The following is a 26315-nucleotide window of genomic DNA, read 5'->3' as shown; positions in this document are numbered from 1 at the left end:
ATTACGAACTAAAATAAGAGTAAGAGAAAGGAATTATGATCATGGAATTGAGAACAGCGGCATCACCAAGAGATGTAAAAAATTATACAACACAGCGTCTGAGAGAGGAATTTTTAATTCCGCAGTTATTTTTTGCAGATGATATCAAGCTGGTGTACAGTCATATCGACCGCATCATCACCGGAGGAGTTATGCCGGTAAAGGAAACGCTGGTCCTGACAGCAGGAGATGAGCTCCGTGCAGATTATTTCCTGGAGAGACGCGAGATGGGAGTGATCAACATCGGCGGAGCAGGGATTCTTACGGTGGATGGAAAATCATATGAGGTAGGACATAAAGAAGGAATGTACATCGGAAGAGGTGCAAGGGATATTACATTTGCAAGCGTGAGTGAAAGCACACCGGCAAAATTCTATCTAAACAGTGCTCCGGCACACATGACCTACCCGACTGTTCTGATCAAAAGAGAGGGCGAGCCGGCAGAGGATGTTGTCATCATAAAAGATGAGAATAAGGTGGAACTGGGATGCCTTGAAGATTCTAACCACCGCACGATCTGCAAATATATCCTGCCGGGCCAGGTAGAAAGCTGTCAGCTGGAGATGGGAATGACCAGCCTGGAGCCGGGAAGTGTCTGGAATACGATGCCATGCCATACTCATGACAGAAGAATGGAAGTTTATATGTATTTCGAACTGCCAGAAGATGCATTTGTGATGCATTACATGGGTGAGCCGACGGAGACAAGACATATTGTAGTAAGAAATGAGCAGGCAGTGATCTCACCAAGCTGGTCCATCCACTCAGGAAGCGGCTCCAGAAACTATACATTTATCTGGGGAATGGTAGGAGAGAACCAGGATTTTGATGATATGGACCACTGTGCAATGCAGGACCTGATGTAAAATATAGTATTTCGTGAAAATTAGTTATCAAGAACAAAGATCAATCTAAGGAGGATCAATCAGATGAAAATCGCATTAATCAATGAAAACAGCCAGGGTGCAAAGAATGCAATGATTTTGAATTCCCTGAAAAAAGTCGTAGAACCAATGGGGCATGAGGTATACAACTATGGAATGTATACGGCAGAAGATGCCTGCCAGCTCACATACGTGCAGGTTGGTATTCTGGCAGCAGTACTTTTGAATTCCGGTGCGGCAGACTATGTCATCACAGGCTGCGGAACAGGCGAAGGAGCTATGCTGGCATGTAATTCCTTCCCGGGCGTGATCTGCGGTCATGTGGAGGATGCACTGGATGCATACACATTTGCACAGATCAACGATGGAAACGCGATCGCGATCCCATTTGCAAAAGGCTTTGGATGGGGTGGAGACCTGAATCTGGAATACATTTTTGAAAAATTATATGTGGAAGAGAGCGGACAGGGATACCCAAGAGAGCGTGCAGTGCCGGAGCAGAGAAATAAGAGGATCCTGGATGAAGTGAAAAAGGTCACATACCGCAGCCTGACAGATATTTTAAAGGAACTGGATCAGGAGCTTGTAAAAGGCGCGTTAAGCGGAGAAAAGTTCCGGGAGTTATTCTTTGCAAATTGTAAAGACGATGAGATCGCAGCAGTTGTAAGAGAGATTTTGGGGTTATAAGAGATGAAGATAGGTGTACGTGCCCATGATTATGGGAAAATGGAGATCGAACAGCTGGCAGAAACCCTTCATTTAGAGGGATATGAGGCGGCACAGCTTGCGCTGCCCAAAGCATTTGCCGGAATTGACAGCTATGAGGATATTACGCTGTCCCATCTGGACCGTATCCGTAATGCATTTGAAAAAAATAGCATTGAGATCCCGGTGTTCGGATGCTATATGGATCTGGGAAATCCAGATGAAAGTATACGTCAGGCTGCAGTGAGGACTCTGAAAATGTGCCTGGCATACTCGAAAGAGGTCGGTGCTAAGGTGGTGGGGACGGAGACTGCATACCCCCATTTAAGCAAAGAGGAGAAAGCCCTCTGGTACCCTCATATGATCGACAGTGTGCAGCGTGTTGTGGAAGAAGCGCAAAAGCTGGATGTAAAGCTGGCCATTGAGCCGGTCTACTGGCATCCGCTGGAAAATCTGGAGGCAGTTCTGGATGTGATGGAGCAGGTGGGGGATGAAAAGCATCTGAGGATGATCTTTGATGCGTCTAATCTGCTGGAATTCCCGGATACTACGGACCAGAATGCCTATTGGAGCCAGTGGCTTGAAAATATAGGATCTTACATTGAGGCGATGCATATCAAAGATTTCTATTTTGATGAAAACAGAAATTACTGCCCGACTCCGCTTGGGAAAGGTGCTATTGATTACACGGCAATCTCGAAGTGGCTGCATGAAAACCGCCCGGATATGTATCTGCTCAGAGAAGAAATGAATCCGCAGATCGCTCAGGACGATATTCAGTTTATGAAAAATATATAGTATCATGAGGTAGAGGCAGTTTCTGTAGTTTGCAGAAGCTGCCTTTGTAGTATAAGGCTCGAAAGAACCGAGCCTAAGTTGCATAAGCAGGGAAACATCCATGTCACTAAGGCGGGAAAGAACCCCGCCTAAGTCGACAGGATGTACTTTGCAACATAAGGCTCGAAAGAACCGAGCCTAAGTTGCATAAGCAGGAGGATAATACAATGTTAAGATTAAGAAGAGATATTCCCTTGTTCCCGGAGGGGAGACGGAAGGCTTTGACGTTGAGCTATGATGATGGGGTGACACAGGATGAACGTCTGATTGATTTGATGAGGGGATATGGAATAAAAGGAACTTTTAATATCAGTGCGGGACTGGCGGGAGACAATGACTGGCTGGAGCAGCCGGGGCTTCAGGTGGAGCATCATAAATTTCCGAAGGAAAGGATCGCGGAGGTCTATGCGGGGCAGGAGATCGCCGTCCACACAATGACCCATCCGGATCTTACGAAGGTTCCGGAAGGGATGGCGGCCTATGAGATCGCAGCATGCCGCAGGGAGCTGGAGGAACTGGTGAAAGCGCCTGTCACGGGGATGGCATACCCGATGGGGACATGGAATGACCGGGTAAAAAGGACTGCAGCCAGCTGTGGGATCACCTATGCGAGAACTACAAAACCGACGTTTGATTTTGCTCTGCCGGAGGATTTTTTAGAGTGGCATCCGACCTGCCATCATACTGAACCGAGGATGATGGAGCTGCTGGAGGAGTTTTTAAAGCCCATCGATCCGGAGTGTTTCCTTTCTCCGTGGCTATATTTTTTATGGGGGCATGCCTACGAGTTTGATGGATTTGGACAGTGGGAAGAAATCGAAGAGTTTCTAAAGAAAGCTTCCGGGCATGAAGAGATCTGGTATGCGTCCAACGGGGAGATCTGTGAGTATCTCAAAGCGGTTAGGAATCTGGTATATTCTGCCACAGGAGATTATATTTATAACCCTTCCTGTATCGATGTATGGATGCTGATCGATGGGAAAAAATATCGTATCAGGAGCGGGGAAACGATAGTAGTCCCATATGTACATCATTGATCTTAATTAATTTAGATGGTATATTTTGAGAGCAATATTCTTTGAAAAAGGTGCAATGGAAGCAATATTCAGTGAAAAACTCCATTTTTTTTGTGCTAGAATAGCAACATAAACAAGTGCACAAACAATAAATGATACAAGATGAGATCAAGGATACCATGCGAGAAGAAGACCGGTCTGACTGGTGTGGGAGATTCATTGAAGAGAAGGAGAGTAACATGGGAAGCATCAAGAAAAAGATTGGGGTTGCGGCTTCCGCAATCGGACTTTTAGCTGTAGCCGCGACGTTTGTGTCTGTCGTAAGTGCCAACAGCAGTGAGAAGGTGGAGATCAGGCTGGCACATAATCAGTCCGCCGGTTCAGAAATTGCAGACTCTATTGCAAAATTTTCAGAATTTGTAGCAGAAGACGATTCCAAGAATCTTGACATTAATATTTATGCAAGCGGTGTACTTGGAACTGAGAAGGAAGAGATCGAGATGGTCCAGGCGGGAATCCTGGATATGGCAAAGGTCAGCTCCAATACACTTGGCCAGTTCGATGACAGATATGCGATCTTCGCAGTACCATATCTGTTCGTAGATCAGGAGCATTACTACACAGCAATGGAGAAGAGCGAGGAAGTTAAAAATCTGTTTACAGCGACCGAAGACCAGGGGTTCATTGCGATCGGTTATTATGCGAACGGTTCCAGAAACTTCTACTTAAAGAAGGATGTCCGCTGTGACAGTCCAGAGGTTCTCAAGGGTCTGAAGATCCGTTCCATGCCAAGTTCCACCTCCATGGACATGATCCAGAAGATGGGCGGCTCCGCAGTGCCGATGGCAGGAAGCGAGACTTATACAGCTCTGCAGCAGGGAATCGTGGACGGCGCAGAAAATACCGAGCTGGCACTTACTGTCGACGGACATCAGGATCTGGTGAAATCCTATACATACACAGAGCATCAGTATTCTCCTGATATCTATATCATCAGTACAAAGATGTGGAACAGCTTAAGCGCAGACCAGCAGGAATACCTGGTGGAATCTCTGGAGAAGACAAATGACAATTTCAAGAGCCTGTATAATGGAATGATGGAAGATGCTATTGAAGAAGCACAGTCCCACGGAGTGAATGTTTACAGAGATATCGACAAGAGTGCGTTTATCGAGGCAGTACAGCCGATCCACGAGGAATTCTGCGAGAGAGGCGATAACTACAAAGCACTCTATGAAGATATTCAAAGTTACGCGAAGCAGGGGGGAACAGATGATGAAAATAATAAATAAAGTAATTGAATATATACTGGCCGTTCTGGTCGTAGTCATGGTGGCCGGATGTTTTTGGCAGATATTCACCCGGTTTATCTTAAATAATCCGAGCTCCTGGACAGAAGAGCTTCTGCGTTATGCTCTGATCTGGCTGACAATGCTGGGTGTTCCATATGCATACGGGAAAGAACAGCACATTGCTATTGAATTTATTACAAGTACATTTACGAAAAAAGGAACACTGAAAAACAAGATATTTATTGAAATTCTCGTGCTTTTCCTCAGCTCCTTTGTTATGATCGCCGGAGGCGTCATGGTTTCTGTCAATGCGGCAGGACAGGTTTCACCGGCCATGGGAATCCCGATGCAGTTCTATTATATCGGAATCCCGATCTGCGGAGTACTGATGGTAATCTATTCGCTGCAGCGGCTGGTCCGGTTTGTACGTGAATGGAAAGAGACAAAGGAGGAGGGCAAATAAATGGAATTACAGGCAGCTTTAGTATTGGTTATCTTATTCTTTTTCCTGCTGGCGATGAGCGTTCCGGTATCATTCAGCATCATCACTTCAGCACTGGTTACGATTATCATGTTCCTGAACCCACAGTTCGGAATGTTTATCTCCGCACAGAAGCTTGTCAGCGGAATCGACAGCTTTACACTGCTTGCTGTACCGTTCTTTATTCTGGCGGGCCAGCTGATGAGCAGCGGCGGTATCGCAAGACGTCTAATCAATCTTGCAATGTTATTCTTAGGTAAGGTTCCAGGTTCCCTGGCACTGACGAATATTGCAGGAAATGCGATGTTCGGTTCCCTTTCCGGTTCCGGTATCGCAGCAGCAACTGCGATCGGCGGTGTTATGAACCCGCTGGAAAAGGAATCCGGGTATGATGATGGATTCTCAGCAGCAACCAATATCGCAACGGCACCGGTCGGACAGCTGATTCCTCCGACAAACGCGTTTATCGTATACTCCGCTGCAAGCGGCGGTGCATCCGTTGCAACCTTATTCATGGCAGGATGGATCCCGGGACTTTTGTGGGCATTCGCATGTATGGTCGTTGCATTCGTATATGCTAAGAAAAAAGGCTATGTGATCAAACGTGACAAGCTGACAGGAAAAGTCATCTTAAAGACGATCTGGGATGCGATCCCAAGCCTTCTGCTGATCGTAATCATCATCGGCGGTATCCTGTCCGGTTACTTTACACCGACAGAGGCATCCGGAGTTGCAGTTATTTATGCATTTATCCTGTCCGTATTTGTATACAAGAGTATCAAGGTTTCTCAGATTAAAGACATCCTGGTAAATGCCGCAGTCATGACAACGATTGTTATGCTGATCATCGGAGCATCCTCCGTATTGTCATTCGTACTGTCATTCACAGGACTGCCTCAGGCGATCTCAAGCCTAATGCTTGGAATTTCTGACAATAAGATCGTGATCCTGCTCCTGATCAATATCATCTTACTGATCGTGGGAACATTCATGGATATGGCACCGGCTCTTCTGATCTTTACACCGATCTTCCTGCCGGTCGTAACCAGCATTGGCATGGACCCGATCCAGTTTGGTGTTATGATGGTCATGAACTTGTCCATTGGTACGATCACGCCTCCGGTGGGAAGTGTATTATTCGTGGGATGCAGCGTTGCCAAGCTGAAAGTGGAGGATGTCATGAGACGTCTGATCCCATACTTCGTGGCAATCGTTGCAGCACTGCTCTTCGTAACATTTGTTCCGGCATTCAGTACCTGGCTGCCGGGTGTACTCGGCCTGATGTAATCGAGGCCGGAACATAAAATAAAAGACGCCGGGAAATCCCAGCTTCAGGGATTGACCGGCGTTGTATTGGAAATAAAGAGATTTCTGGCTTTGCGGTATTTCAAAGGAGACATGGTCATGTAGTTTTTAAAGGTCTGCTCAAAATGGGTAAGACTGGCATAACCCACCATTTCCGCGATCTCAGAGATACTGTGGTCTGTTTCCTCGAGAAGGCGCTTAGCCCTTTGGATCCGGTGGATATTGATGTATTCACGGACCGTATAGCCGGTGACATCTTTGAATAACCGGCAGACATAATACTTACTTAAGAAAAACCGGGCCGCAAGCTGCTCCAGAGAGATATTCTCCTCGCAGTGTTCGGAGAGGTAATCGGCGATCTCATAGACATGCCGGTATTTATCGTCATTGGATAATAGCGGCAGCTCCTGCGTGCTTGAGTCCAGATCGCGTGAAATATTCAAAAAGTAAGAGGTCACGGCGAGCTCGATCGCCTGCTTATAGTTACGTTTTTTGTTTTTATATTCTTCCTTGAACAAATAGTACAGGTTCATAAATTCATCCTGCTGCTCGGGTGTTAAGTGGTACACTCCATAGTTCTGATGGAAGAAACGGACCAGATGAAGGGTGTTGTATTTCTCATCCAGCTCCTTCATTTTATCCAGGGTGACATAAAGGATGATCCGGTTGTGTCCGGTATCCTCCGCTGATACAGACTTAGTCATGTGGATCAGGTTAGTATCCACCAGGATCAGATCACCTTTTGAAGCAACAAAATTCCTGTTATTAAAGAAGAAAAGGCGCTGTCCCTCCAGGATATAGAAGATCTCATATTCCGTGTGGAAATGCTTGACACGCATATCAAATTTGCCGTAACGGACCATGTGTTCCAGAGAAATGCCATCAATGGCTGCATAGTAAGTGACCTTTTCCAATGTGTGGACCTCGCTTTCATTTTTTAAAATTATATCTCATTGACCAGGAGTGGTTCAATAAGTATATAATAAAGAAAGAAAAAAATCCACAAAAGGAAACAGGAAAGTTGGATATAGTGAAATCATTAGTAATCAATAGGAAAGGAAACCAGGAATGAATATCAAAGAAACAGAACTTAGAAAAAAATTAGATCTGGTGATCGAGAAGCTTTTGAATCTCGGCGGACCGGATAATGAAAAGGAGCTGGAAGAATCCGGCGGGGAAGCGATCGGATTTTTCAAAAGAGACTTTGGGATCAGAGAGTGGGACTGGCCCCAGGGAGTGGGACTGTATGGTCTGCTTAAGATCATGCAGTATGACAGGAATGAGGAATACAAGGAATTCCTGCATAACTGGTTTGTAGAGAATATGGAGCAGGGGCTTCCGTCAAGAAATATCAATACCACCACACCGCTTTTGACACTGGTCGAATTAAACGAATATTATCATGATGAGAAATTTGAAAAGCTATGTCTTAACTGGGCAGACTGGCTGATGAACTGTATTCCCAGAACAAGGGAGGGCGGCTTCCAGCATGTGACAAGCGCCAACGGTGACCGCCAGGGCGTACGGCTCAATGAGAATGAGATGTGGATCGACACATTGTTTATGACTGTTTTATTCCTGAACAAAATGGGACAGAAATACCAGAATGAGGAATGGATCAACGAGGGGATCCATCAGGTATTGATCCACATCAAATATCTGTATGATAAGCAGTCAGGGCTGTTCTATCATGGATGGACCTTCAACGGAAACCATAACTTTGGAGGCGTCTTCTGGTGTCGCGGCAACAGCTGGTTTACGCTGGGGATTCTGGATTATATCGATATGTTCAAGGGCAGCCTGAATCCGGGAGTGAAGACCATTATCCTCGATACATACAAGGCACAGGTAAAGGCACTCAAGAAACTTCAGGCTCCAAGCGGACTGTGGCACACTGTGCTGACAGATCCAGGCAGCTATGAAGAGGTCTCCGGCTCCGCAGCGATCACAGCAGGTATCCTGAAAGGAATCCGTTTTGGAATCCTGGATGATTCCTATCTGCCATGTGCAGAAAAGGCGGTCAGAGGGATCTTGAAAAATATTGATAAAGATGGCACTGTACTCAATGTATCCGGCGGCACAGGTATGGGTATGGATGCTGACCATTATAAAAATATCCTGATTGCACCGATGGCATACGGACAGTCACTGACGATCCTTGCATTGGCAGAGGCACTGCTGCATTTATAATCAGGAATTTGTAACCAAAACAGACGCAAAAAGGTAATCTGAGATTAGCGTTCCTTTTGCGGCAGAATAGATTTTTCATAGGAGGAAGTAGAAATGAGTATTTTAAATAGCTTTTCATTGGAAGGAAAAGTGGCTCTTGTAACAGGAGGCGCTTACGGGATCGGATTTGCCATCGCAGAGGCATATGCAAAAGCAGGGGCAAAGGTTGCTTTTAACTGCAGAAGCCAGGAGCACATGGACCAGGCGCTTGCAGATTACCGGGCAAAAGGGATCGACGCGAAGGGATATATCTGTGATGTAACAGATGAAGCACAGGTTGCAGAAATGGTTGCTTCTATTAAAAAGGAACTGGGCGTTATCGACATTCTGGTAAATAATGCAGGGATCATCAAGCGTATCCCGATGACTGAAATGAGTGTGGAGGAATTCCGCCAGGTGATCGATATTGACCTGAACGCGCCGTTTATCATGTCTAAGGCAGTGATCCCGGATATGATCGAGAAGGGACATGGAAAGATCATCAACATCTGCTCTATGATGAGTGAGCTGGGACGCGAGACTGTTTCGGCATATGCTGCAGCAAAGGGCGGATTAAAGATGCTGACAAAGAACATCTGCTCAGAGTACGGCGAGTATAATATCCAGTGCAACGGTATCGGACCGGGATATATTGCAACACCGCAGACAGCACCGCTGAGAGAGACACAGGCCGACGGAAGCAGACACCCGTTTGATCAGTTCATCATCTCCAAGACTCCGGCAGCGCGCTGGGGAGATCCAAAGGATCTGATGGGACCTGCGATCTTCCTTGCGTCCGATGCATCAGATTTTGTAAATGGACAGATACTGTATGTAGACGGCGGTATCCTGGCATATATCGGAAAACAGCCTAAATAACTATATTCTGCCAGTATGGCAGGTGAAAAATCTCCCGTCCTGGATGATACGGCGGGAGATTTTTCTATATCATGGGCAAATGCAGCCCATAGCTGTCTAAACTTTGGTACAGGGAAAAGTGCTCTGTGCCTAGCGTTCGAACTGGGCATATTTCTTGGGTGAGATTCCGACTGCTTTCGTGAAGGCTTTTAAAAAATTGCTGTAATCATTGAAACCACACATGGGGCAGACATCAGTGACAGAATATCCCTCTGCCAGCAGGGCCTTGGCATGGGTAATGCGCTTGGCCGTGATGTAGCGGTTGATAGTAGTTCCTGTCTCACTTTTGAAGATCTTACAGAGATAGGAAGGACTTAAGTAAAAATGAGAAGCCAGGTTCTGGATCGTAAGCTCCTGTGTCAGATTCTGATTCACATAGGACAGGATCGCATCGATCTGGGTATGCCTTGAAGACGGGTTCTTTTCATGATCCGCCGTATCCGCAGATAGGACTGCAGACCGGGAAGAGGCATCTATAGCCTGGGCAGTCTGTACATTGCGTGTATAAAATATCTTATTTAAGAACGTCATCAGTTCCAGGAAAAGCGCGTGTTCCAGGACATCCTGCCCAAAAGTGCCGACATCTCTGAGCTTGTGGATATAATAGAGAAAACGGCTCTGCTCGTCGGCTGTCAGGGAAACTTTATGTCCGCCTGCGTGTCCCCGGCTGGAAAAGCAGTAATTCAGATCGGTCTGATCGGTACAGCAGCTTTTCAGATAGTCAGGATAGATGGAGAGGATGATCCGTTCATGCGTCACACTGTCGATCTGTGACAGATAATGGCTTTCATACTGATTGATGAAAAAAAGGTCTCCGGGCTTAAAATCATAGAAGCGGTTATCGATCAGAAACTGCTTTCCGCCGGAGATCGAATAATAGATTTCATAGCAGTCATGGATATGGATCTTCATCGGTCTCTCATCATTATATAAATGTGCCGCTGCGAAACGCTGTGTATTCAGACAGGATTCAATGGCATCCTGGCATGAAGTATGGATCAACATAGCTCTACCTCCCTTTGCTATCAAGTATAACATGTCCGTCAAGCGGATGAAAACAGCAGAAAATGAAAAAAATATTTTAGGAATATATTTTTAGAGATATTTTAGGCAAACTGGTTGACAACGTAGTGAAAAAGAGTATAATAAAAAACAGCAAAGGTTCATAATATGAAATATGGTTTCATAATATGAAACAAAAAAGACGGCAGAAAACCAGAAACAAAATAAGTGATCCGTAAACACGGTAAGGTGAAAAGGAGAATAATCATGAACGAAGTATTAGAAAAGATTCAGAAGATAGGAATTGTACCGGTCGTAGTACTTGAGGACGCAAAGGATGCGGCACCGTTGGCAAAGGCACTGTGTGAGGGCGGACTTCCGTGTGCAGAGGTTACATTCAGAACGGCAGCGGCAGAGGAATCCATCCGCATCATGGCATCAGAATTTCCGAATATGCTGGTTGGAGCAGGAACTGTGCTCACAACAGAGCAGGTGGATCGCGCAGTAGCGGCAGGGGCTAAGTTTATCGTAAGCCCGGGGCTGAATCCTAAGGTTGTGAAGTATTGTATCGAGAAAGGTGTGCCGGTCACACCGGGAACCTCTAACCCAAGCGACATAGAGCAGGCCATCGAGTTAGGTCTGGAGGTCGTGAAGTTCTTCCCGGCAGAAGCGGCCGGAGGACTGAATATGATCAAGTCTATGGCAGCACCTTATACAAACATGAAGTTCATGCCTACCGGCGGGATCAATGCCAAGAACTTAAACGAATATCTTGCATTCCCTAAGATTCTTGCCTGCGGCGGAAGCTGGATGGTAAAAGGAGATCTTGTGAAGGCCGGTAAGTTCGACGAGATCACTGCACTGACAAGAGAGGCAGTGATGAAGATGCTTGGATTTGAACTGAGACACATCGGGATCAACTGCGCAGATGAGGATGAGGCAGAGAAGACAGCTCAGACATTTGCAGGAATTTTCGGACTGGAGAAGAAGAGCGGTAACAGCTCTGTATTTGCCGGCACAATGGTAGAAGCCATGAAGAGTCCGTTTAAGGGCGCAAAAGGCCATATCGCAATCGCAGCGAACAGTGTTGACCGCGCTGTAAACTATCTGGAATCACAGAATGTGGAATTTGATTATGACACAGCAAAATACAAAGACGGCAGAATGACAGTGATCTACATGAAGGATGAGATCGGTGGATTCGCAGTACATCTGGTACAGAAATAAGATCAGGAGTAAAGGAGAGCAGATCATGAGTAAAAAAGTAATTACATTTGGAGAAATCATGTTAAGACTGGCACCGGAAGGATATTACCGTTTCGTGCAGGCTGAGACACTGGGAGCAACCTACGGCGGAGGAGAGGCAAACGTTGCAGTTTCCCTTGCTAACTACGGATTTGATGCAAAGTTCGTTACCAAGCTGCCAAAGCATGAGATCGGACAGGCAGCAGTGAATTCCCTGAGAAGATACGGTGTCGATACATCTTATATCGCACGCGGCGGTGACAGGGTAGGAATCTATTTCCTGGAAAAAGGAGCATCCCAGAGACCATCCAAGGTTATTTATGACCGCGCAGGATCTTCTATCTATACTGCATCAAAGGAAGACTTCAACTGGAAAGAGATCTTTGACGGAGCAGAGTGGTTCCACTTTACAGGAATCACACCAGCACTCAATGACGGTGTTGCAGAGATCTGCCTGGATGCATGTAAGGCTGCAAAGGAAGCAGGTGTTAAGATCTCCTGTGACTTAAACTATAGAAATAAGCTGTGGAGCAAAGAAAAAGCAGGCCAGGTGATGGGCGAGCTGTGCAAATATGTAGATGTCTGCATCGCAAACGAGGAGGATGCGGCAGATGTATTCGGTATCCACGCTGCTAATACAGACGTTACAGCAGGGGAAGTAAATCACGAGGGTTATAAAGATGTTGCAAAACAGCTTGCTGACCGCTTTGGATTTGAGAAAGTGGCTATCACACTGAGAGAGTCCCTTTCTGCAAATGATAACAATTGGTCTGCAATGTTATATGACGGAACAGACTACTATTTCAGCAAGAAATACAAGATGCATATCGTTGACCGTGTAGGCGGCGGAGACAGCTTTGGAGGCGGACTCATCGCTGCATCCTTAAGCGGATATGATGCACAGGCAACGATCGAGTTTGCAGTTGCTGCATCTTGTCTGAAACACTCCATCGAGGGTGACTTTAATATGGTATCAATGGACGAAGTCGCAAAACTGGCCGGAGGAGATGCTTCCGGACGTGTCCAGAGATAAAATAGAGAATCTCATTTTGCCAAGTTGGATATGGCTGTCACATAGTGTGGCAGCCATATCCTATTTTTATCTGTTCTTATGAGTACCCCCAAGAGTACCCGTAAAGACGGACCTGCGTCTAAGTAAAGACAAAATACATTATTGGAAAACGGCTTTCTATTTTCAGGGAAATATAGTAAACTAAAGTGCAGGAAATACTTTTTATAGAAATACATGGGTATAGAATATTTTGGGGGGAGAATCAACGGATTGAACCTAATTCAGAAAGTGGGGAAGGGATTTATAATATCCGCTTTTACAAGGGGAATGGATGAAATGGATGAATTAAAACAATACAAGGAACGGCTTCACATCGCATTGACGTCTGCCAAGATCTGTATTTTTGAGGTGGACCTGATCAGGCAGCTATATACCTTTTTTGAAAATGCAGAGGCTATATTCGGAGTCTCAGACGAGACCATTTTAAATGCTGTCAGGCCTTACAGTATGCTGGATGCGGAGGCGTACCGCCTGGCCGTGAGTGCCTATTTTTCACATCCGGACGATGAAGAGGTGATCGCCATGGCCTTTAGACGTATATTGAACGGAGAGCCCACCACCTATGAGGCCCGCATGAAAGTCGGGGATTCAAAGTTTATCTGGTGCAGGCTGCATATGACTCCCATCCTGGAGAATGGGGTGCCGTCGCGTATGATCGGGGTGGTAACTGACATCAGCGATGAGAAGGAAAGGACAGACAGCTTGGAGCAGGCTGCAGTCAGGGATAGTTTTACGGGGCTTTACAACAAAAATCATAGCATCACGCTGATCGATCATGTCCTGCAGGAGGAAAGAGAGCATCAGCATGCTTTGATCGTGATGGATATCGATAATTTCAAGAAGTTTAATGACACCTATGGCCATCATGAGGGAGATAAGATTATCCTGGGAGTAGCACGGCATATTAAAAATGTGTTCAGAAGAGAGGATATCGCAGGCAGGTTCGGAGGCGACGAGTTCATCATATTAGTCAGGGAGATCGACGGTACCAAGGGCCTGCGTAAAAGGCTGAAAGACATGACATACTTAATGATCGAAGGTGCTGCCTGTACGAATAGTGTTGGCGTTTCCCTGTATCCGCAGGACGGAAAAAGTTTTCAGGAGCTATTCAAGAAGGCGGATATGGCATTGTACCAGGCCAAGATCCAGAAGGAGAGATTCATGTTTTACTCGGAGATAGAGAAATCAAAGCCTGACTCATAAACGGGGAGAATATAACGGGGAGGATGGAGGATACAATGGAGAGGATATTAATCGTAGAAGACGAGGAAAAAATGAGGGAAGAGCTTTGCATGGCCCTTGAAAAGAAAGGATATTCCTGTATTCTGATCGAAGATTTTGAGGACGTGGCAGGACAGATTAAAGCCCTGGCTCCGGATCTGGTCCTGCTGGATCTGAATCTTCCGGTGCAGGATGGGTTTTATATCTGCCGTGAGGTGAGAAAGAGCCTGGATGTCCCGATCATTGTGGTAACAAGCTCCAACAGTGATATGGATGAGCTGATGAGCCTCAATTCTGGTGCAGATGACTTTATCACGAAGCCTTATAACATGCATATCCTTCAGGCCCATATCGCAACGGTGCTCCACCGCACATATGGAAGGAAGCAGAGTATGGTGCTGTCCCACAAAGGTCTGACGCTGGATATCCTGAAAGGACGGATATCCTGCCAGGGAAAAGAGGCGGATCTGACGAAAAACGAGCTTGGCATCCTAAAGCTTTTAATGGAGAATGCGGGCAGCATTATTTCCCGGAATGATATCATCTGCCAGCTGTGGGAGATGGAGGAGTTCGTGGAGGAAAGTACGCTGAATGTGAACATCAACCGTCTGCGCAGGAAGCTGTCTGAACTGGGACTTGAAGACTATCTTGTGACAAAGCGTGGAATGGGGTATATGGTATGAGTATCGGTGAATATATCAAAGACAAGTGGGTATCTATCTGCATTGCAGTCATGACCTGCATCCTCACCGCAGTGTTTCTTATCTTTATGGAGGTGGAGATCCCTGCGGCTGCTGTGGTGGAGGTCATTTTTGTATTCGGGGTCCTGGTGATCTTTATTTATGACTGTGCAAGGAAAAAACAGTACTATGACGAGCTGTTGGAGACGTGGAACGAGCTGGAAGAAAAGTCTTATCTCTGTGAGGTGATAGAGCCGCCTTGTTTTTATGATGGAAAATTAATGTACCAGATCATCAGGCAGAGCGGAAAGTATTTAAATGACGTGATCGCCGCACAGCAGCAGGAGATGATGGATTACAAAGAGTACGTCCAGACATGGGCACATGAGATCAAGACTCCGATCGCCGTGCAGGAGCTGATCGTGGAAAATAACCGGAACCCGGTCACATCCAGTCTGGGGGAAGAGACTCGCAAGATCGAGGCATATGTGGAACAGATGCTTTACTATACGAAAAGCGGAAGTCTGGAATCGGATTATATCATACAGCCTGTCAGCCTCAAAAAACTGGTGACAGAGGTGATCCGTAAGAATTCCAAGATGATGGTGGGGGCAGGCGTCATGCCGAAATTGGAGAACCTGGAGCATGAAGTCCTGACTGATCCGAAGTGGATGGAATTTATCTTGAGTCAGATGGTTATGAATTCTGTAAAATACAGTGACTCCAGGAAGAAGCCATATGTAGAGTTTAGGGCAGTGGAGGAAGAAAGAAGCATCATTCTGACCGTTTCTGATAACGGGATCGGGATACCTAAAGGAGATCTGTCCCGGGTGTTCCGAAAAGGCTTTACCGGTGAGAACGGACGGATTTATAAGAAATCTACCGGAATGGGGCTGTATCTGTGTAAGAATCTGTGTGAAAAGATGCAGGTGCCGTTGGAGATCAGTTCCGTTCAGGGGGAAGGGACAAAACTTTCACTGCGGCTAAAGGCCTGTGAAGGAGATACGGTTTAAAATTTCGTATGGTAGTATTTGTTGATTTGTTTCTTAAAAATGGATATACTTATACTAAAGTACACCAGTCATTAAAAATAATTGTGTAGTTTAGTATAGAGGTGAGTCAGGAAATCTTCTTTAAATGGAGAGTTTCCTGACTTTTTTTCTTGACAATAGAATGTTCTCTCAAGCGTGCTTTCCAACGTTTCATAGGGAGTCCTGATCCGGGGATGTGCATTTTATTTGCAGTCATAACCTCGTGTGAATCCAGCTTAAAGTTATAGAAATATTACAGCATTGTAATGTTTCTGTCAGCTAAATGCGTGGTAACTTCATCTCCGGGATGGTAGACTTAGTTCATCAGCAGGAGATAAGGCAGAAAAAACACAGATTAGACAGAGAAACAAAAAAATCTGAAATAAAATACAACGTAATGGAGATAGGAAAGGAGAGCGGGCAGGATGAGAACTGTTCTAAGAGTAGAAAATCTGGAGAAGTTTTATAAGACAAAGGGCAGCATTACAAAGGCTGTGAATCATATTAATTTTGAGGTGGAAGAGGGAGAATACATCGGGATCATGGGAGCATCAGGAAGTGGAAAGACGACGCTTCTAAATTGTATTTCCACGATCGACCATGTGACGGCCGGGCATATCTATATCAACGGTGCCGATGTGACGGATATGAAAGAAAAGGCATTGGCAAAGTTTAGAAGGGAGCAGCTGGGATTTATTTTCCAGGATTTTAACCTTCTGGATACACTGACAGGCCGTGATAATATTGCACTGGCGCTTTCGATCATAGGGGAGAAGCCGAGGGTGATCGACAAAAGGGTAAATGCGGTTGCAAATGCGCTGGGAGTCGAGGAGATCATTGATAAGTATCCTTATGAGATGTCCGGAGGGCAGAGACAGAGAATTGCCTGTGCAAGGGCGATCGTTACCAAACCCTCACTGATCCTGGCAGATGAGCCGACGGGAGCTTTGGACTCTAAATCAGCAGGGATGTTTCTGGAAACAATGGGAATGCTGAACACGAAGATGCATGCCACGATCCTGATGGTTACGCATGATGCGTTTACAGCCAGCCACTGCAGAAGGATCCTTTTTGTGAAGGATGGAAAAATATTCAGCGAGTTGGTAAGAGGTGCAGATACACGTAAGGAATTTTTTGACAGGATCATGCAGGTGGTTTCTTTATTAGGAGGTGACAAGGGTCATGCTGTTTAAACGCAGGATTTCGAAAAAAGTGTTTCATCAGCTTGCGTCCAAGAATGTGAAGAAGAGTGCAAAGGATTACTTCATCTATTTTTTCACACTGACATTTGCAGTCTGTCTTTTCTATACATTTAACTCGGTCGGGGCACAGTTCGCGGCATTTGGGCTTCCCGATACTATGAATTATCTCACGGCAGCCCAGGGGGCGATGGCAGGTGTGTCCGTTCTTGTCTGCGGGATCATCGGATTTCTGGTCGTATATGCAAATAGATTTTTGATGAAACGCAGGAAAAAAGAGTTTGGGATTTATTTTGTCTTAGGGATGGAAAGAAAGGATGTCAGCAGGATCTTGATGAAGGAAACCGTTTTGATCGGTGGATTTTCTCTGCTCGCAGGGATTATTCTGGGAGTGTTTGCATCCCAGGGGCTGACCATGATCACCGCCAAGATCGCCGGAGTCGGACTGGCTGGTTATTCCTTCATTTTTTCACCGGAGGCCGTGGCTGCATCCGTACTATTCTTCGGATTAGTCTTCTTATTCGTTCACATTTTCAATGTGAGGGAAATGAAAAAGATGAAGCTGATCGACCTTCTTTATGCAGACCGTAAAAATGAAGAAGTACCATCAGAGAAGAAAAGTGCACTCCTCAAAGGAATTCTGGCGATTATCTGTATGATAGCCGGATACCTGTTGATCTATTTCAAGATCAGCACTGACGTATTCCTGATATTTGGAGGCGGAAGTACACTGATCGGTATCGGAACGATCCTATTGTTCTTTTCTGTTGCCGGATTACTGGTCAGATATCTTAAGAAAAGGAAGAAGTTCTATTACAAGGGGCTGAATCTGTTTGTTGTAAATCAGCTTGGAAGCCGTATGAAAAGCACGGGATTCTCGGTTGCAGTCGTATGTATCCTGATGTACCTTTCTGTATCCATCATGGGAATCGGCATGGGACTGGGGCAGAGTTCAATGAGCCTGACCGGGAAAGCAGCGCCCTATGATCTGACTGTGCAGTATTATTTTGACGGACTGGGAGGCGATGACGCCGGGGTGGAGCAGTACGGCATCAGAGACCAGCTGGAGGCCGGTCATGCAAAGATTACCGGTTATCTGGGAAAATCAGAGGAAATTGATTTTTATGAGCAGAAAAACCTGAAAGTTGAGGATGTGTTCGGACAAAGCTCTCAGGGAAACAAGAAAGTGGAGAAATTATATAGAGAAGGTAATATCAGGTATATTGGCCTGGAGGATTATAACAGGATTCGTGAGTTTATGGGACAAAAGCCGATTTCATTAGGGGAAGGCGAATATGCGGTCTCTTATAATGAACCAGAGGCAAAAGACGTGCTGAAAGATTATGAAAAGCAGGCACAGACTACGTTAGAGATAGGAAATAGTATTCTAAACTTAAAGGAAGGCGGGATCTATACCGCAACATTATATAACAGCAACTTTTTAGGGGATATTGGGACGATTGTCGTGCCGCAGAGTGTGACCGCCGGGCAGGAACCCAGTATGAAGGTAATGAATGCCCAATATAACAAGGATGGGAAGGATGCTTATTCGGCACTGCTTCATGATATGAGGAAGGTAAATGAATTCTCCTATTTCGGGCAGGAGGATATCCAGGTGGAGATCCTTTCAAATAAACTGATCTCTACTTATATTGGCGGATATCTTGGGATCACGTTTCTTGTAACAGCGGGTGCGGTACTTGCACTCCAGCAGCTGACCCAGTCAGCCGACAACAAGAAGAGATATGATCTGCTCAGAAAGATGGGCGCCGGGGAGCAGGCGATGAAGAAATCCCTGATGACACAAATGCTATTCTACTTCGGACTGCCGTTCATGGTCGCAGCGCTCCATTCAGGCTTCATTATGGCAGGCGTTTACCGGATCATCCCGTATCTGAGCGGGGCGGATATCGCAGGGAATATCCTGCTTGCGTCAGGCCTGGCAGTGGTGCTGTACTGCATTTACTTCGTGACCACATACTCAGGAAGTAAACGGATATTAAAGCTTTAGGAGCAGGAAAAGATCTATAAAAGGTAACCTATGAAAAATGTACAGGAAAAATAAATGAAAAACAGGAGGAAATACAGATGAAAAGAGCAGGCGTGATCGGCATTATGATAGCAATGGTTTTAGGAGCAGTGGCAGGATGTGGGAAAAAAGCAGAACCGGCTGAAGATGCAGGCAGTGCAAAGTCAGGTTTTGCAACATTGGAGACGGTAGATATGGAACAAAAAGAGGTGAATGCAGACATATTCAAGGATTATGATCTGACCATGATCAACACATGGGCCACATGGTGCGGCCCGTGTGTGGGAGAGCTGCCGGAGCTGGAGGAATTGAATCAGGAGCTGAAGGATGAAGGTAAGAAAGTGGCAATCAAGGGGATGGTCATTGAAACCCAGGGAGTGATCAAGCCAGGCCTGTCTGATGAGGAAAGAAAAAAGGCAGAAAAAGTCCTGAAAGAGACGGGAGTTACCTATCAGCAGCTTCTTGTTTCCGAAGATCTTGCAAATACCGTTTTAAGTAACCAATTATCATTCCCGACAACATATTTTGTGGATAAAGACGGCAACCTTGTCGGCGATCCTGTTGAGGGATCCAATGATAAGGCCGGCTGGAAAAGAACCATTGATGATAAATTGGAGGAACTAAAAAGTGAATGATTTTATTAAGAAAAACTACACAGGACTCATTGTGCTGGCTGTTGGTATCGCATTCATTGCCATGGGTGTATACCGGGACGAGATCGGGACCGTATTTACGAAGGCGGCGGCCATCTGCCTGGAATGTATCGGAATAGGATAAAAGGAATTTGGAAGATTTCAGAGAGGATAGAAAATGGAACTGATCAATAAGTTAAGAACAAATATCAGGTTAGTTGTTCAAATCTGCTTTACCGCTCTCACAAATGGGTATATTAATGGCTATCTGCAGGGTACTATTTATAGAGGAACCGGGAAAAAGTTCTGTGTGCCGGGACTGAACTGTTACTCCTGCCCGGGGGCTGTGGGAGCCTGCCCCATCGGCTCGCTGCAGGCGGTATTGAACAGCAGCCAGTACAGATTTTCCTTCTATATCATTGGATTTTTAATGGCAGTGGGAGCGTTCTTCGGACGGTTTGTCTGCGGCTGGCTCTGTCCCTTCGGGCTGGTGCAGGACCTGCTGCACAGGATCCCGGGAGTACATAAGATCAGAAAGGTTCCCGGAGACAAGTACTTAAGATATCTGAAATACGTGGTTCTTATTGTTTTCGTGATCATCCTTCCCCTGACGATCGTAAATGTTGCCGGAGGAGGAACGCCATGGTTCTGCAAGCTGATCTGCCCGGCAGGAACTTTATTCGGAGGAATCCCGCTGACGATCTTAAATCCGACGCTGAGAGCTTCTCTGGGATTTTTGTTCAGCTGGAAGGTACTGGTATTTATTGTGATCGTCGTATTATCCATCAAGATCTACCGCCCGTTCTGCCGTTATCTCTGCCCGCTGGGCGCGGCTTACAGTTTGTTTAACCCGATCGCGTTATATAGATTTGAGGTGGATCAGGAAAAATGCACAGGCTGCAGGGCGTGCCAGAAAGCCTGCCCGATGGACCTTCCTGTTCATGAGACGCCCAACAGTATGGAATGTATCCGCTGTGGAAAGTGTCTTAAATCCTGTAAAAACCATTCACTTTCAAGTACATTTAAATGTTGAAAACTCTTTCATGCCCCTAAAGTTTATGGTATGATAACTATACATAAATCTCGTTTTACACTACAAAGGGAGGGAAATCCGGTCTGTATTGTGGATCACTTTCGAGTAGAAGCAGTGTAATGTGTATATTTCTCCTACATACAATAGTGTGGCGGATTATTTTATAGAAAGAGTGAGGGAAAGCTTATGATTTGCAGGAATTGTAACCAGATTATTGATGACAATGTAAAGTTTTGTCCGAACTGTGGGACGCCACAGGATCCGGCGCCGCAGGAGGAGATCTTGCAGAATGAGGTACAGAAGGAGACGGCACCGCTGGATGCAGGGGCTCAGGGGAATACAGCCCAGGATCCACTTGTTGAGGCTCCTGAACAGTTAGGAGAACCACAGCAGCATGTGCAGGTGGAAGAACAGAAAGCACCTGCAGAGAAGGAAACCTCGTCCTATTACTATGAACAGCCTGGTGAACAGAATCAGTCATCGGGCTATGGGCAGCCTGGTGAACAGAATCAGTCAGGTAACTATACGCAGTCAGGAAATTATAACCAGTCAGGAAATTACAGTCAGCCCGGTCATTATGATCAGTACGGGAATACATACCAGAACCCGGCGGAGATGATCAACACTACTCCGTATCTGGTATTTGCGATCCTGACTACGATCTGCTGCTGTATCCCTCTGGGAATACCGGCTATCATATTTGCAAGCAAGATCAATGCTGCACAGCTGCAGGGACATTATGACGAAGCCAGGGATTGTGCAAAGAAAGCGAAGCTGTTTTCGATCCTCGCAGCGGTATTAGGGATCTTATTTAGCGTGATTTGGTTTGTGATAATTTTAATCAGTAATTACTCCTACTATTACTATTAAGATATCAGATGTACAGATAATTTGACAGGACAGGAAGTGGTTTGATCTGATTCGGCAGATGAGACAGTATCTAAGAAAATATTGGATCTTAAGGGCAGCAATACTTTCGGGTATTGCCGTCCTCTTTTTGCTGGGTGCGCTATATCTCTACGGTCACAATCCTGTGGAGGTCCCATTTATCCCGTGTATCTTTTATGAGCTGACCGGGTGGTACTGTCCGGGCTGTGGGGCAGGGCGCGCCAGTTATTCGATTTTACACGGACAGTTTTACCAGGCATTTCGATATAATCCGCTGATGATCTTTGTACTGCTGTTTCTGGCAGTTTATTTTAGCGCAAGATGCCTGGACTGGCTGATCACGGGAGGTAACCATGTTGACAGGCATATCCCGGACAAATATTTATACTGGCTTTTGGTAGTGATTATAGTATATGGAGTTGTGCGTAACATACCATATTTTCCATTTTACCTGTTAGCACCATGCCAGTTGTGAGGAACAGACTATCATGACGAAAGACTTGACGACAGGAAATGTCACAAAAACAATGCTGTTATTTGCCGGGCCAATGATCGCCGGCAACCTTTTGCAGCAGTTTTACAACATCGCTGATACCTTGATCGTAGGTAAGTTTATAGGTGCATCTGCTATGGCAGCGGTAGGTACTGCCTACAGCCTGATGAGTTTTATAACATCGATCCTGATCGGGCTGTGTATGGGCAGCGGTTCGCTGTTCTCATTCTATTTTGGAAAAAAGGACATATTGAAAATGCAGGGCTGTATCCGGGCAGCTTTTTTTATGATTGGCGGGATCACAGTTTTCGTCAATGTGCTGTCTTTTCTACTGATAGATCAGATCTTATGGCTTCTTCGTATTCCAAAAGAGCTCATGGAAATGATGCGTTTATATATATTGATCATATTTGCAGGGATCGCGTTTGTATTTCTTTATAATTTTTTCTCATACTTTCTGCGGTCGTTGGGAAATTCGGTTATCCCTCTGCTTTTTCTGGGGGCAACATCGATCCTGAATGTTGTTCTGGATCTCCTCTTTGTTATTGTTTTTCATTGGGGGATCGGCGGAGCAGCCGCGGCTACCGTGATTTCTCAGGGAATCTCAGGTGTGGGGATCTTAATTTATGCCTGGGTGAAAGAGCCTCGGTTAAAAGAAGCACTTCTGCCGGGGGCATGGAGCAGAAAGATGTTGACAGAAGAGTGTCAGCAAAGAGAATTGCGGTCTTTGACGAAGGAATCCTTTGGCGAGGTTGCAAGATTTTCCTTCGCAGCATCTATCCAGCAGTCTGTTATGAACTTTGGAATTCTTGTGGTCCAGGGCCTGGTAAACAGCTTTGGGGTCGCAGTTATGGCTGCATTTACCGCTGCCGTGAAGATCGACTCCTTCGCCTATATGCCGGCACAGGAGTTTGGCAACGCATTTTCTCTTTATGTTTCCCAGAATTTTGGTGCAGGAAAAGAAGATCGTGTACATATAGGGATCAAACGGGCACTGAGTGTGTCCATGATATTCTGTATTTTTATATCCGTGGCCGTATTCGGGCTGGCGGAGAAGCTGATGCTTTTGTTCGTATCACCGTCAGAAACGGAGATCATCAGGATCGGAGCCGGATATCTGCGTGTAGAAGGCGCATTTTACTGTGGAATCGGCATTTTATTCTTATTATATGCATTCTATCGGGGAATCAATAAGCCGGAGATGTCCCTGATCCTGACAATCATCTCTCTGGGTACCAGAGTATTGCTTGCCTATGTGCTCGCCCCGATCCCGGCAATCGGTGTGCTGGGAATCTGGTGGGCGATCCCGATCGGATGGTTCCTGGCAGATATGACGGGAATCCTCTATATGATATTCAAGGTCAGAAAACCGAAACAAGGAATAAAGAAATAAAATTAGTCGTATGAATATAGCTATCTGTGGATGTCAGAATGAGTGCTTTAGAGAAATTGAGGTAAATGTGATGTTTCACAACATGGTGCAGGACTGGTTTGCTACATTCAGTTATTTTGATACACGAGAGTGGGTATCAGAAAAGTCAGAGTCGGAAAGATTTATCATAGATTTGGGCTGGGGATTATGGTTGAATTGTTGAATTTATATATTCTGACATCTGACAGGGAAAATGGATTAGGAAAATAATGAGGTAGAGACGTATTTTAAAAAGGGGCTGGTGCAGCTCCTTTTTACCATTTAGGGCCCAAAAATCTACCAATTAGGGACAAAAAGATAAAATTCGACAATATTTATGCTATATTATTAAATAAAGTGTGGAAGTAAAAATTCCAGTGTTTCCATAATAATCTATTGGTTTTCACTTCGATTCATGAAACGGGGAAATATGTGTATAGAATCGGCAAGAATTATGAAGAAAGTTTACTCATATGCAATAAATATAATACTTTAATCTGTGACTTGCCGCAGACTCGCCCATAGGGCATGAATTACGGTATACTCTTAGGGTATACCTTCTTATGTTTCAGGCGTTCAGGATGTGGCCGAACTCTGTAAAATTACAGGCCATGGGTTGAGATGAGGGAGAACTATGATCAGGATTGCTATTGTTGACGACGACGAAGTTCTAAGGAACAAGATATACGAAGAGATTCAGGTGATAATAAATAAAAATGACAACATAGAAGTACTCATGTTTCCAAGTGGTGAGTCATTCTTAGAAGAAATGAAGAATAAAGCTTTATTTGATATACTATTTACAGATATTCAAATGTCGGGAATGAACGGAATGGAGTTAGGAAAGGTAGTGCGTGAAGCCCATTCAGAAATGTATATTGTGTTTATTACTTCTTACGCAGAATATGCTGCACAAAGCTATATGATTGAAGCATATCAGTACATATTGAAACAGGATATAGAATATCGTCTGCCAATTGTAGTTCGCCAGTTGATAGATAAAATTGACCTTGACAGCAGACAGTACAGAATGATGAAAATGAATGAGGGGCAAGTCAAAGTATATTATAAGGACATTATATATATTTATAAATCAAAAAACGGAAAATATGTGAATTTTGTTACAGCTGTAAGAGAGTATCGAGAAAGAATATCATTACAACAGGTTTATCAAGAAATGAGAAGCAAGACCTTTATAATGGTAGAACGAGGGTATATAGTCAATATGAAACATATTTATAAACTATCAGGCGATACCATACATTTAGAAAATAACTATACTGTAAAAATCAGCAGAGCGAAGCTGGCTGATGTGAAAAAGCAAATTAATTATTATTGGGGGAAGTAAATGAATGATGAGGTGGTTCTAAGTATTGTTCTGCTTGTAATATCACTTTACGAAGTTTGGCTTTACTATCAGATGCTTTTTGGCCTAATAATAGAGAAAAAGTATATAAATAGGAGCAGCAGGGTCATTTTATGGCTGAGTATTATAGTTATTGGGGTATCTTTAGGAATAAATCGTAAAATACTGTTCTTTTCAGATTCAGTATTTTTTCTTGCAGTGATGCTTCTAGTTTTTTTTAGTTTTTTAATTATAAAGAGAAAGATATTTTTAACAGTAAGCCTTGTTCTTATTTATTGTGCGTTTGTAAGCCTTTTAGATTTTTTATTTGCATTTATAGGAATGGACTTACTGAATGAGAAGTTTGATAAAATCATTTATTTTAATGGAGTAAGTGTTCAAAAAATAATGGTTTATGTCTTCTCCAGGATGATTACAACAGTTTTAGTGATTATTGTGAGAAAAAGCGACCTGAAAAAAAATATATTTGAACTGCGAAAAATATTGTTTTCATTAGGAATAATATTTGTGATGCTGGTTAGAGGATACCAAATTTATCTGGCTTCTATGGTTATGGGGAAGTTGGTACAGAATGGAACAGGCGGGATATTATCACTAGGCGCCATCATTGTGATTATTAGTTTTATTGGAATGATATTATCGAAAAATAAAATGATTAAGAATGAGTATAATTTTTTAATCTTCAAAGAAGAATTAGAGCAGAGGAAATATGAAGAATTGTCCGCAGCCTTAGAAAAAAATAAGGAGTTAGTACACGATATCAAGAATCATTGTCTTGTTATAAGCGAATATGTGAACCGAAGAGATTATCAAAAGCTCAATGACTATGTTGAGGAATTAAAAGGAGAATTTATTAAGGTTAATCCACATATTTATACGGGGAATTATGTAATAGACTTAATGTTGAGTCAGAAAAAAATGCTTTCTGAGCAAAAGAATATTGTTTTTACTCTGCAGGCTATGCCGCTTTCTAAGCTGCCTTTTAAAGATAGAGAAATATGTACAATATTTGGAAATCTACTTGATAATGCCATTGAAGCATGCGAAAAAGTTGATGCTGGTGAAAGGTGGATTAGCGTAAAGATGGAGATACAGAATCATTTATTCTTTGTTCAGATTACAAATACAATTCAAGAAAGACCGCAAGAAAGTAAAAGAGGATTTTTGACATCTAAGATGAATAAGGAATTACATGGTTTTGGACTAAAAAGTGTTCAGCGTATTGTAGATGATTATGAAGGCGATATTTTATATCAGATTGAGAATAATACATTTACAGTAAGGCTTTCTTTTTTTGATATAGAATAGAGTTTCATATAGAAAAAGGA

27 protein-coding genes are annotated in these 26315 nt (G+C 44.4%); 25 read left to right on the top strand and 2 right to left on the bottom strand.

Features of this window, described 5'->3' with window-relative positions; translation table 11 throughout:
• Positions 1-41: 41 nt before the first annotated feature.
• The 7 genes from kduI to AC4OGX_RS02900 all read left to right on the top strand — a co-directional run bounded on the left by kduI (position 42) and on the right by AC4OGX_RS02900 (position 6541).
• Positions 42-905 carry a 5-dehydro-4-deoxy-D-glucuronate isomerase gene (gene kduI / locus AC4OGX_RS02930; protein ID WP_493328332.1) on the top strand — a complete coding sequence of 288 codons (864 nt, stop codon included), beginning with the start codon at positions 42-44 and terminating at the stop codon, positions 903-905.
• Between the two features lie 63 nt (positions 906-968).
• Positions 969-1610: an RpiB/LacA/LacB family sugar-phosphate isomerase gene (locus tag AC4OGX_RS02925; protein ID WP_493328331.1), complete on the top strand. Its 642-nt coding sequence runs from the start codon at positions 969-971 to the stop codon at positions 1608-1610.
• Positions 1611-1613: 3 nt separating this feature from the next.
• Positions 1614-2426: a sugar phosphate isomerase/epimerase family protein gene (locus AC4OGX_RS02920; RefSeq protein ID WP_493328330.1), complete on the top strand. Its 813-nt coding sequence runs from the start codon at positions 1614-1616 to the stop codon at positions 2424-2426.
• 206 nt (positions 2427-2632) lie between these two features.
• Positions 2633-3502 (top strand): polysaccharide deacetylase family protein, encoded by an 870-nt coding sequence (locus tag AC4OGX_RS02915; protein ID WP_493328329.1) that lies wholly within the window; start codon positions 2633-2635, stop codon positions 3500-3502.
• 218 nt (positions 3503-3720) lie between these two features.
• Complete coding sequence (gene dctP, locus AC4OGX_RS02910; protein ID WP_493328528.1) at positions 3721-4773, top strand: TRAP transporter substrate-binding protein DctP; 1053 nt, start codon at positions 3721-3723, stop codon at positions 4771-4773.
• Positions 4754-5236, top strand: coding sequence for a TRAP transporter small permease (locus AC4OGX_RS02905; RefSeq protein ID WP_493328328.1), 483 nt, complete (start codon positions 4754-4756; stop codon positions 5234-5236). The genes dctP and AC4OGX_RS02905 overlap by 20 nt, the downstream gene beginning before the upstream one ends.
• Positions 5237-6541 carry a TRAP transporter large permease gene (locus AC4OGX_RS02900; protein ID WP_493328327.1) on the top strand — a complete coding sequence of 435 codons (1305 nt, stop codon included), beginning with the start codon at positions 5237-5239 and terminating at the stop codon, positions 6539-6541.
• Positions 6542-6585: 44 nt separating this feature from the next.
• Here the strand turns inward: AC4OGX_RS02900 and AC4OGX_RS02895 are convergent, their stop codons facing one another.
• Positions 6586-7473, bottom strand: coding sequence for a helix-turn-helix domain-containing protein (locus tag AC4OGX_RS02895; protein WP_493328325.1), 888 nt, complete (start codon positions 7471-7473; stop codon positions 6586-6588).
• Between the two features lie 154 nt (positions 7474-7627).
• On the opposite strand from AC4OGX_RS02895, the gene AC4OGX_RS02890 reads away from it, so the two are divergent.
• Positions 7628-8749 (top strand): glycoside hydrolase family 88/105 protein, encoded by a 1122-nt coding sequence (locus tag AC4OGX_RS02890; protein WP_493328323.1) that lies wholly within the window; start codon positions 7628-7630, stop codon positions 8747-8749.
• Positions 8750-8842: 93 nt separating this feature from the next.
• On the top strand, positions 8843-9646 hold the full coding sequence (locus AC4OGX_RS02885) for a gluconate 5-dehydrogenase (protein WP_493328322.1): 804 nt from the start codon (positions 8843-8845) through the stop codon (positions 9644-9646).
• Positions 9647-9775: 129 nt separating this feature from the next.
• On the opposite strand, the gene AC4OGX_RS02880 is transcribed toward AC4OGX_RS02885, so the two are convergent.
• The gene (locus tag AC4OGX_RS02880) at positions 9776-10690 is read right to left on the bottom strand and encodes an AraC family transcriptional regulator (RefSeq protein ID WP_493328321.1); all 915 of its coding nucleotides are present in this window, start codon (positions 10688-10690) and stop codon (positions 9776-9778) included.
• Positions 10691-10954: 264 nt separating this feature from the next.
• Between AC4OGX_RS02880 and eda the strand changes: the two genes are divergently transcribed.
• The 16 genes from eda to AC4OGX_RS02800 all read left to right on the top strand — a co-directional run bounded on the left by eda (position 10955) and on the right by AC4OGX_RS02800 (position 26295).
• Entirely contained in the window at positions 10955-11914 is a 960-nt protein-coding gene (gene eda / locus AC4OGX_RS02875) for a bifunctional 4-hydroxy-2-oxoglutarate aldolase/2-dehydro-3-deoxy-phosphogluconate aldolase (protein ID WP_493328320.1), read from the top strand.
• 25 nt (positions 11915-11939) lie between these two features.
• Complete coding sequence (locus AC4OGX_RS02870) at positions 11940-12965, top strand: PfkB family carbohydrate kinase (RefSeq protein ID WP_493328319.1); 1026 nt, start codon at positions 11940-11942, stop codon at positions 12963-12965.
• 315 nt (positions 12966-13280) lie between these two features.
• Positions 13281-14207: a sensor domain-containing diguanylate cyclase gene (locus tag AC4OGX_RS02865; protein WP_493328317.1), complete on the top strand. Its 927-nt coding sequence runs from the start codon at positions 13281-13283 to the stop codon at positions 14205-14207.
• 35 nt (positions 14208-14242) lie between these two features.
• Entirely contained in the window at positions 14243-14908 is a 666-nt protein-coding gene (locus tag AC4OGX_RS02860) for a response regulator transcription factor (RefSeq protein ID WP_493328316.1), read from the top strand.
• Positions 14905-15918 (top strand): sensor histidine kinase, encoded by a 1014-nt coding sequence (locus tag AC4OGX_RS02855; RefSeq protein ID WP_493328314.1) that lies wholly within the window; start codon positions 14905-14907, stop codon positions 15916-15918. The genes AC4OGX_RS02860 and AC4OGX_RS02855 overlap by 4 nt, the downstream gene beginning before the upstream one ends.
• A gap of 325 nt (positions 15919-16243) precedes the next feature.
• On the top strand, positions 16244-16405 hold the full coding sequence (locus tag AC4OGX_RS02850) for a hypothetical protein (RefSeq protein WP_493328312.1): 162 nt from the start codon (positions 16244-16246) through the stop codon (positions 16403-16405).
• Positions 16362-17129, top strand: coding sequence for an ABC transporter ATP-binding protein (locus AC4OGX_RS02845; protein ID WP_493328311.1), 768 nt, complete (start codon positions 16362-16364; stop codon positions 17127-17129). Before AC4OGX_RS02850 ends, AC4OGX_RS02845 begins: the two co-directional genes overlap by 44 nt.
• Positions 17119-19146 carry an ABC transporter permease gene (locus AC4OGX_RS02840; RefSeq protein WP_493328310.1) on the top strand — a complete coding sequence of 676 codons (2028 nt, stop codon included), beginning with the start codon at positions 17119-17121 and terminating at the stop codon, positions 19144-19146. The genes AC4OGX_RS02845 and AC4OGX_RS02840 overlap by 11 nt, the downstream gene beginning before the upstream one ends.
• Positions 19147-19223: 77 nt before the next feature.
• Positions 19224-19799, top strand: a complete 576-nt coding sequence (locus AC4OGX_RS02835) for a TlpA family protein disulfide reductase (protein ID WP_493328309.1) — start codon at positions 19224-19226, stop codon at positions 19797-19799.
• Complete coding sequence (locus tag AC4OGX_RS02830; protein ID WP_493328308.1) at positions 19792-19941, top strand: CD1871A family CXXC motif-containing protein; 150 nt, start codon at positions 19792-19794, stop codon at positions 19939-19941. Before AC4OGX_RS02835 ends, AC4OGX_RS02830 begins: the two co-directional genes overlap by 8 nt.
• A 33-nt stretch (positions 19942-19974) precedes the next feature.
• Positions 19975-20829: a 4Fe-4S binding protein gene (locus AC4OGX_RS02825; RefSeq protein WP_493328306.1), complete on the top strand. Its 855-nt coding sequence runs from the start codon at positions 19975-19977 to the stop codon at positions 20827-20829.
• 186 nt (positions 20830-21015) lie between these two features.
• Positions 21016-21699 (top strand): CD225/dispanin family protein, encoded by a 684-nt coding sequence (locus AC4OGX_RS02820; protein ID WP_493328305.1) that lies wholly within the window; start codon positions 21016-21018, stop codon positions 21697-21699.
• Positions 21700-21757: 58 nt separating this feature from the next.
• Entirely contained in the window at positions 21758-22192 is a 435-nt protein-coding gene (locus AC4OGX_RS02815; protein WP_493328304.1) for a DUF2752 domain-containing protein, read from the top strand.
• Positions 22193-22205: 13 nt separating this feature from the next.
• The gene (locus tag AC4OGX_RS02810) at positions 22206-23603 is read left to right on the top strand and encodes an MATE family efflux transporter (RefSeq protein WP_493328303.1); all 1398 of its coding nucleotides are present in this window, start codon (positions 22206-22208) and stop codon (positions 23601-23603) included.
• A gap of 652 nt (positions 23604-24255) precedes the next feature.
• Complete coding sequence (locus AC4OGX_RS02805; protein WP_493328302.1) at positions 24256-24969, top strand: LytR/AlgR family response regulator transcription factor; 714 nt, start codon at positions 24256-24258, stop codon at positions 24967-24969.
• Positions 24970-26295, top strand: coding sequence for a sensor histidine kinase (locus AC4OGX_RS02800; protein ID WP_493328301.1), 1326 nt, complete (start codon positions 24970-24972; stop codon positions 26293-26295).
• Positions 26296-26315 lie beyond the last annotated feature (20 nt).

This window comes from Faecalicatena sp. (assembly GCF_058819085.1).
The sequence above is the reverse complement of the archived record's forward strand: the minus strand, read 5'-3'. Positions and strand labels throughout refer to the sequence as shown.

Bases quoted from the DNA above. Each gene is read 5' to 3' on its own strand.
- AC4OGX_RS02885 (WP_493328322.1), top strand. From the start codon at position 8,843: ATGAGTATTTTAAATAGCTTTTCATTGGAAGGAAAAGTGGCTCTTGTA.
- AC4OGX_RS02920 (WP_493328330.1), top strand. From the start codon at position 1,614: ATGAAGATAGGTGTACGTGCCCATGATTATGGGAAAATGGAGATCGAA.
- AC4OGX_RS02865 (WP_493328317.1), top strand. From the start codon at position 13,281: ATGGATGAATTAAAACAATACAAGGAACGGCTTCACATCGCATTGACG.
- AC4OGX_RS02840 (WP_493328310.1), top strand. From the start codon at position 17,119: ATGCTGTTTAAACGCAGGATTTCGAAAAAAGTGTTTCATCAGCTTGCG.
- AC4OGX_RS02915 (WP_493328329.1), top strand. From the start codon at position 2,633: ATGTTAAGATTAAGAAGAGATATTCCCTTGTTCCCGGAGGGGAGACGG.
- AC4OGX_RS02880 (WP_493328321.1), bottom strand. From the start codon at position 10,690: ATGTTGATCCATACTTCATGCCAGGATGCCATTGAATCCTGTCTGAAT.
- AC4OGX_RS02820 (WP_493328305.1), top strand. From the start codon at position 21,016: ATGATTTGCAGGAATTGTAACCAGATTATTGATGACAATGTAAAGTTT.
- AC4OGX_RS02800 (WP_493328301.1), top strand. From the start codon at position 24,970: ATGAATGATGAGGTGGTTCTAAGTATTGTTCTGCTTGTAATATCACTT.
- AC4OGX_RS02825 (WP_493328306.1), top strand. From the start codon at position 19,975: ATGGAACTGATCAATAAGTTAAGAACAAATATCAGGTTAGTTGTTCAA.
- AC4OGX_RS02860 (WP_493328316.1), top strand. From the start codon at position 14,243: ATGGAGAGGATATTAATCGTAGAAGACGAGGAAAAAATGAGGGAAGAG.
- AC4OGX_RS02890 (WP_493328323.1), top strand. From the start codon at position 7,628: ATGAATATCAAAGAAACAGAACTTAGAAAAAAATTAGATCTGGTGATC.
- AC4OGX_RS02900 (WP_493328327.1), top strand. From the start codon at position 5,237: ATGGAATTACAGGCAGCTTTAGTATTGGTTATCTTATTCTTTTTCCTG.
- AC4OGX_RS02810 (WP_493328303.1), top strand. From the start codon at position 22,206: ATGACGAAAGACTTGACGACAGGAAATGTCACAAAAACAATGCTGTTA.
- AC4OGX_RS02905 (WP_493328328.1), top strand. From the start codon at position 4,754: ATGATGAAAATAATAAATAAAGTAATTGAATATATACTGGCCGTTCTG.
- AC4OGX_RS02870 (WP_493328319.1), top strand. From the start codon at position 11,940: ATGAGTAAAAAAGTAATTACATTTGGAGAAATCATGTTAAGACTGGCA.
- AC4OGX_RS02805 (WP_493328302.1), top strand. From the start codon at position 24,256: ATGATCAGGATTGCTATTGTTGACGACGACGAAGTTCTAAGGAACAAG.
- eda (WP_493328320.1), top strand. From the start codon at position 10,955: ATGAACGAAGTATTAGAAAAGATTCAGAAGATAGGAATTGTACCGGTC.
- AC4OGX_RS02845 (WP_493328311.1), top strand. From the start codon at position 16,362: ATGAGAACTGTTCTAAGAGTAGAAAATCTGGAGAAGTTTTATAAGACA.
- AC4OGX_RS02850 (WP_493328312.1), top strand. From the start codon at position 16,244: ATGGTAGACTTAGTTCATCAGCAGGAGATAAGGCAGAAAAAACACAGA.
- dctP (WP_493328528.1), top strand. From the start codon at position 3,721: ATGGGAAGCATCAAGAAAAAGATTGGGGTTGCGGCTTCCGCAATCGGA.
- AC4OGX_RS02835 (WP_493328309.1), top strand. From the start codon at position 19,224: ATGAAAAGAGCAGGCGTGATCGGCATTATGATAGCAATGGTTTTAGGA.
- kduI (WP_493328332.1), top strand. From the start codon at position 42: ATGGAATTGAGAACAGCGGCATCACCAAGAGATGTAAAAAATTATACA.
- AC4OGX_RS02925 (WP_493328331.1), top strand. From the start codon at position 969: ATGAAAATCGCATTAATCAATGAAAACAGCCAGGGTGCAAAGAATGCA.
- AC4OGX_RS02855 (WP_493328314.1), top strand. From the start codon at position 14,905: ATGAGTATCGGTGAATATATCAAAGACAAGTGGGTATCTATCTGCATT.
- AC4OGX_RS02815 (WP_493328304.1), top strand. From the start codon at position 21,758: ATGAGACAGTATCTAAGAAAATATTGGATCTTAAGGGCAGCAATACTT.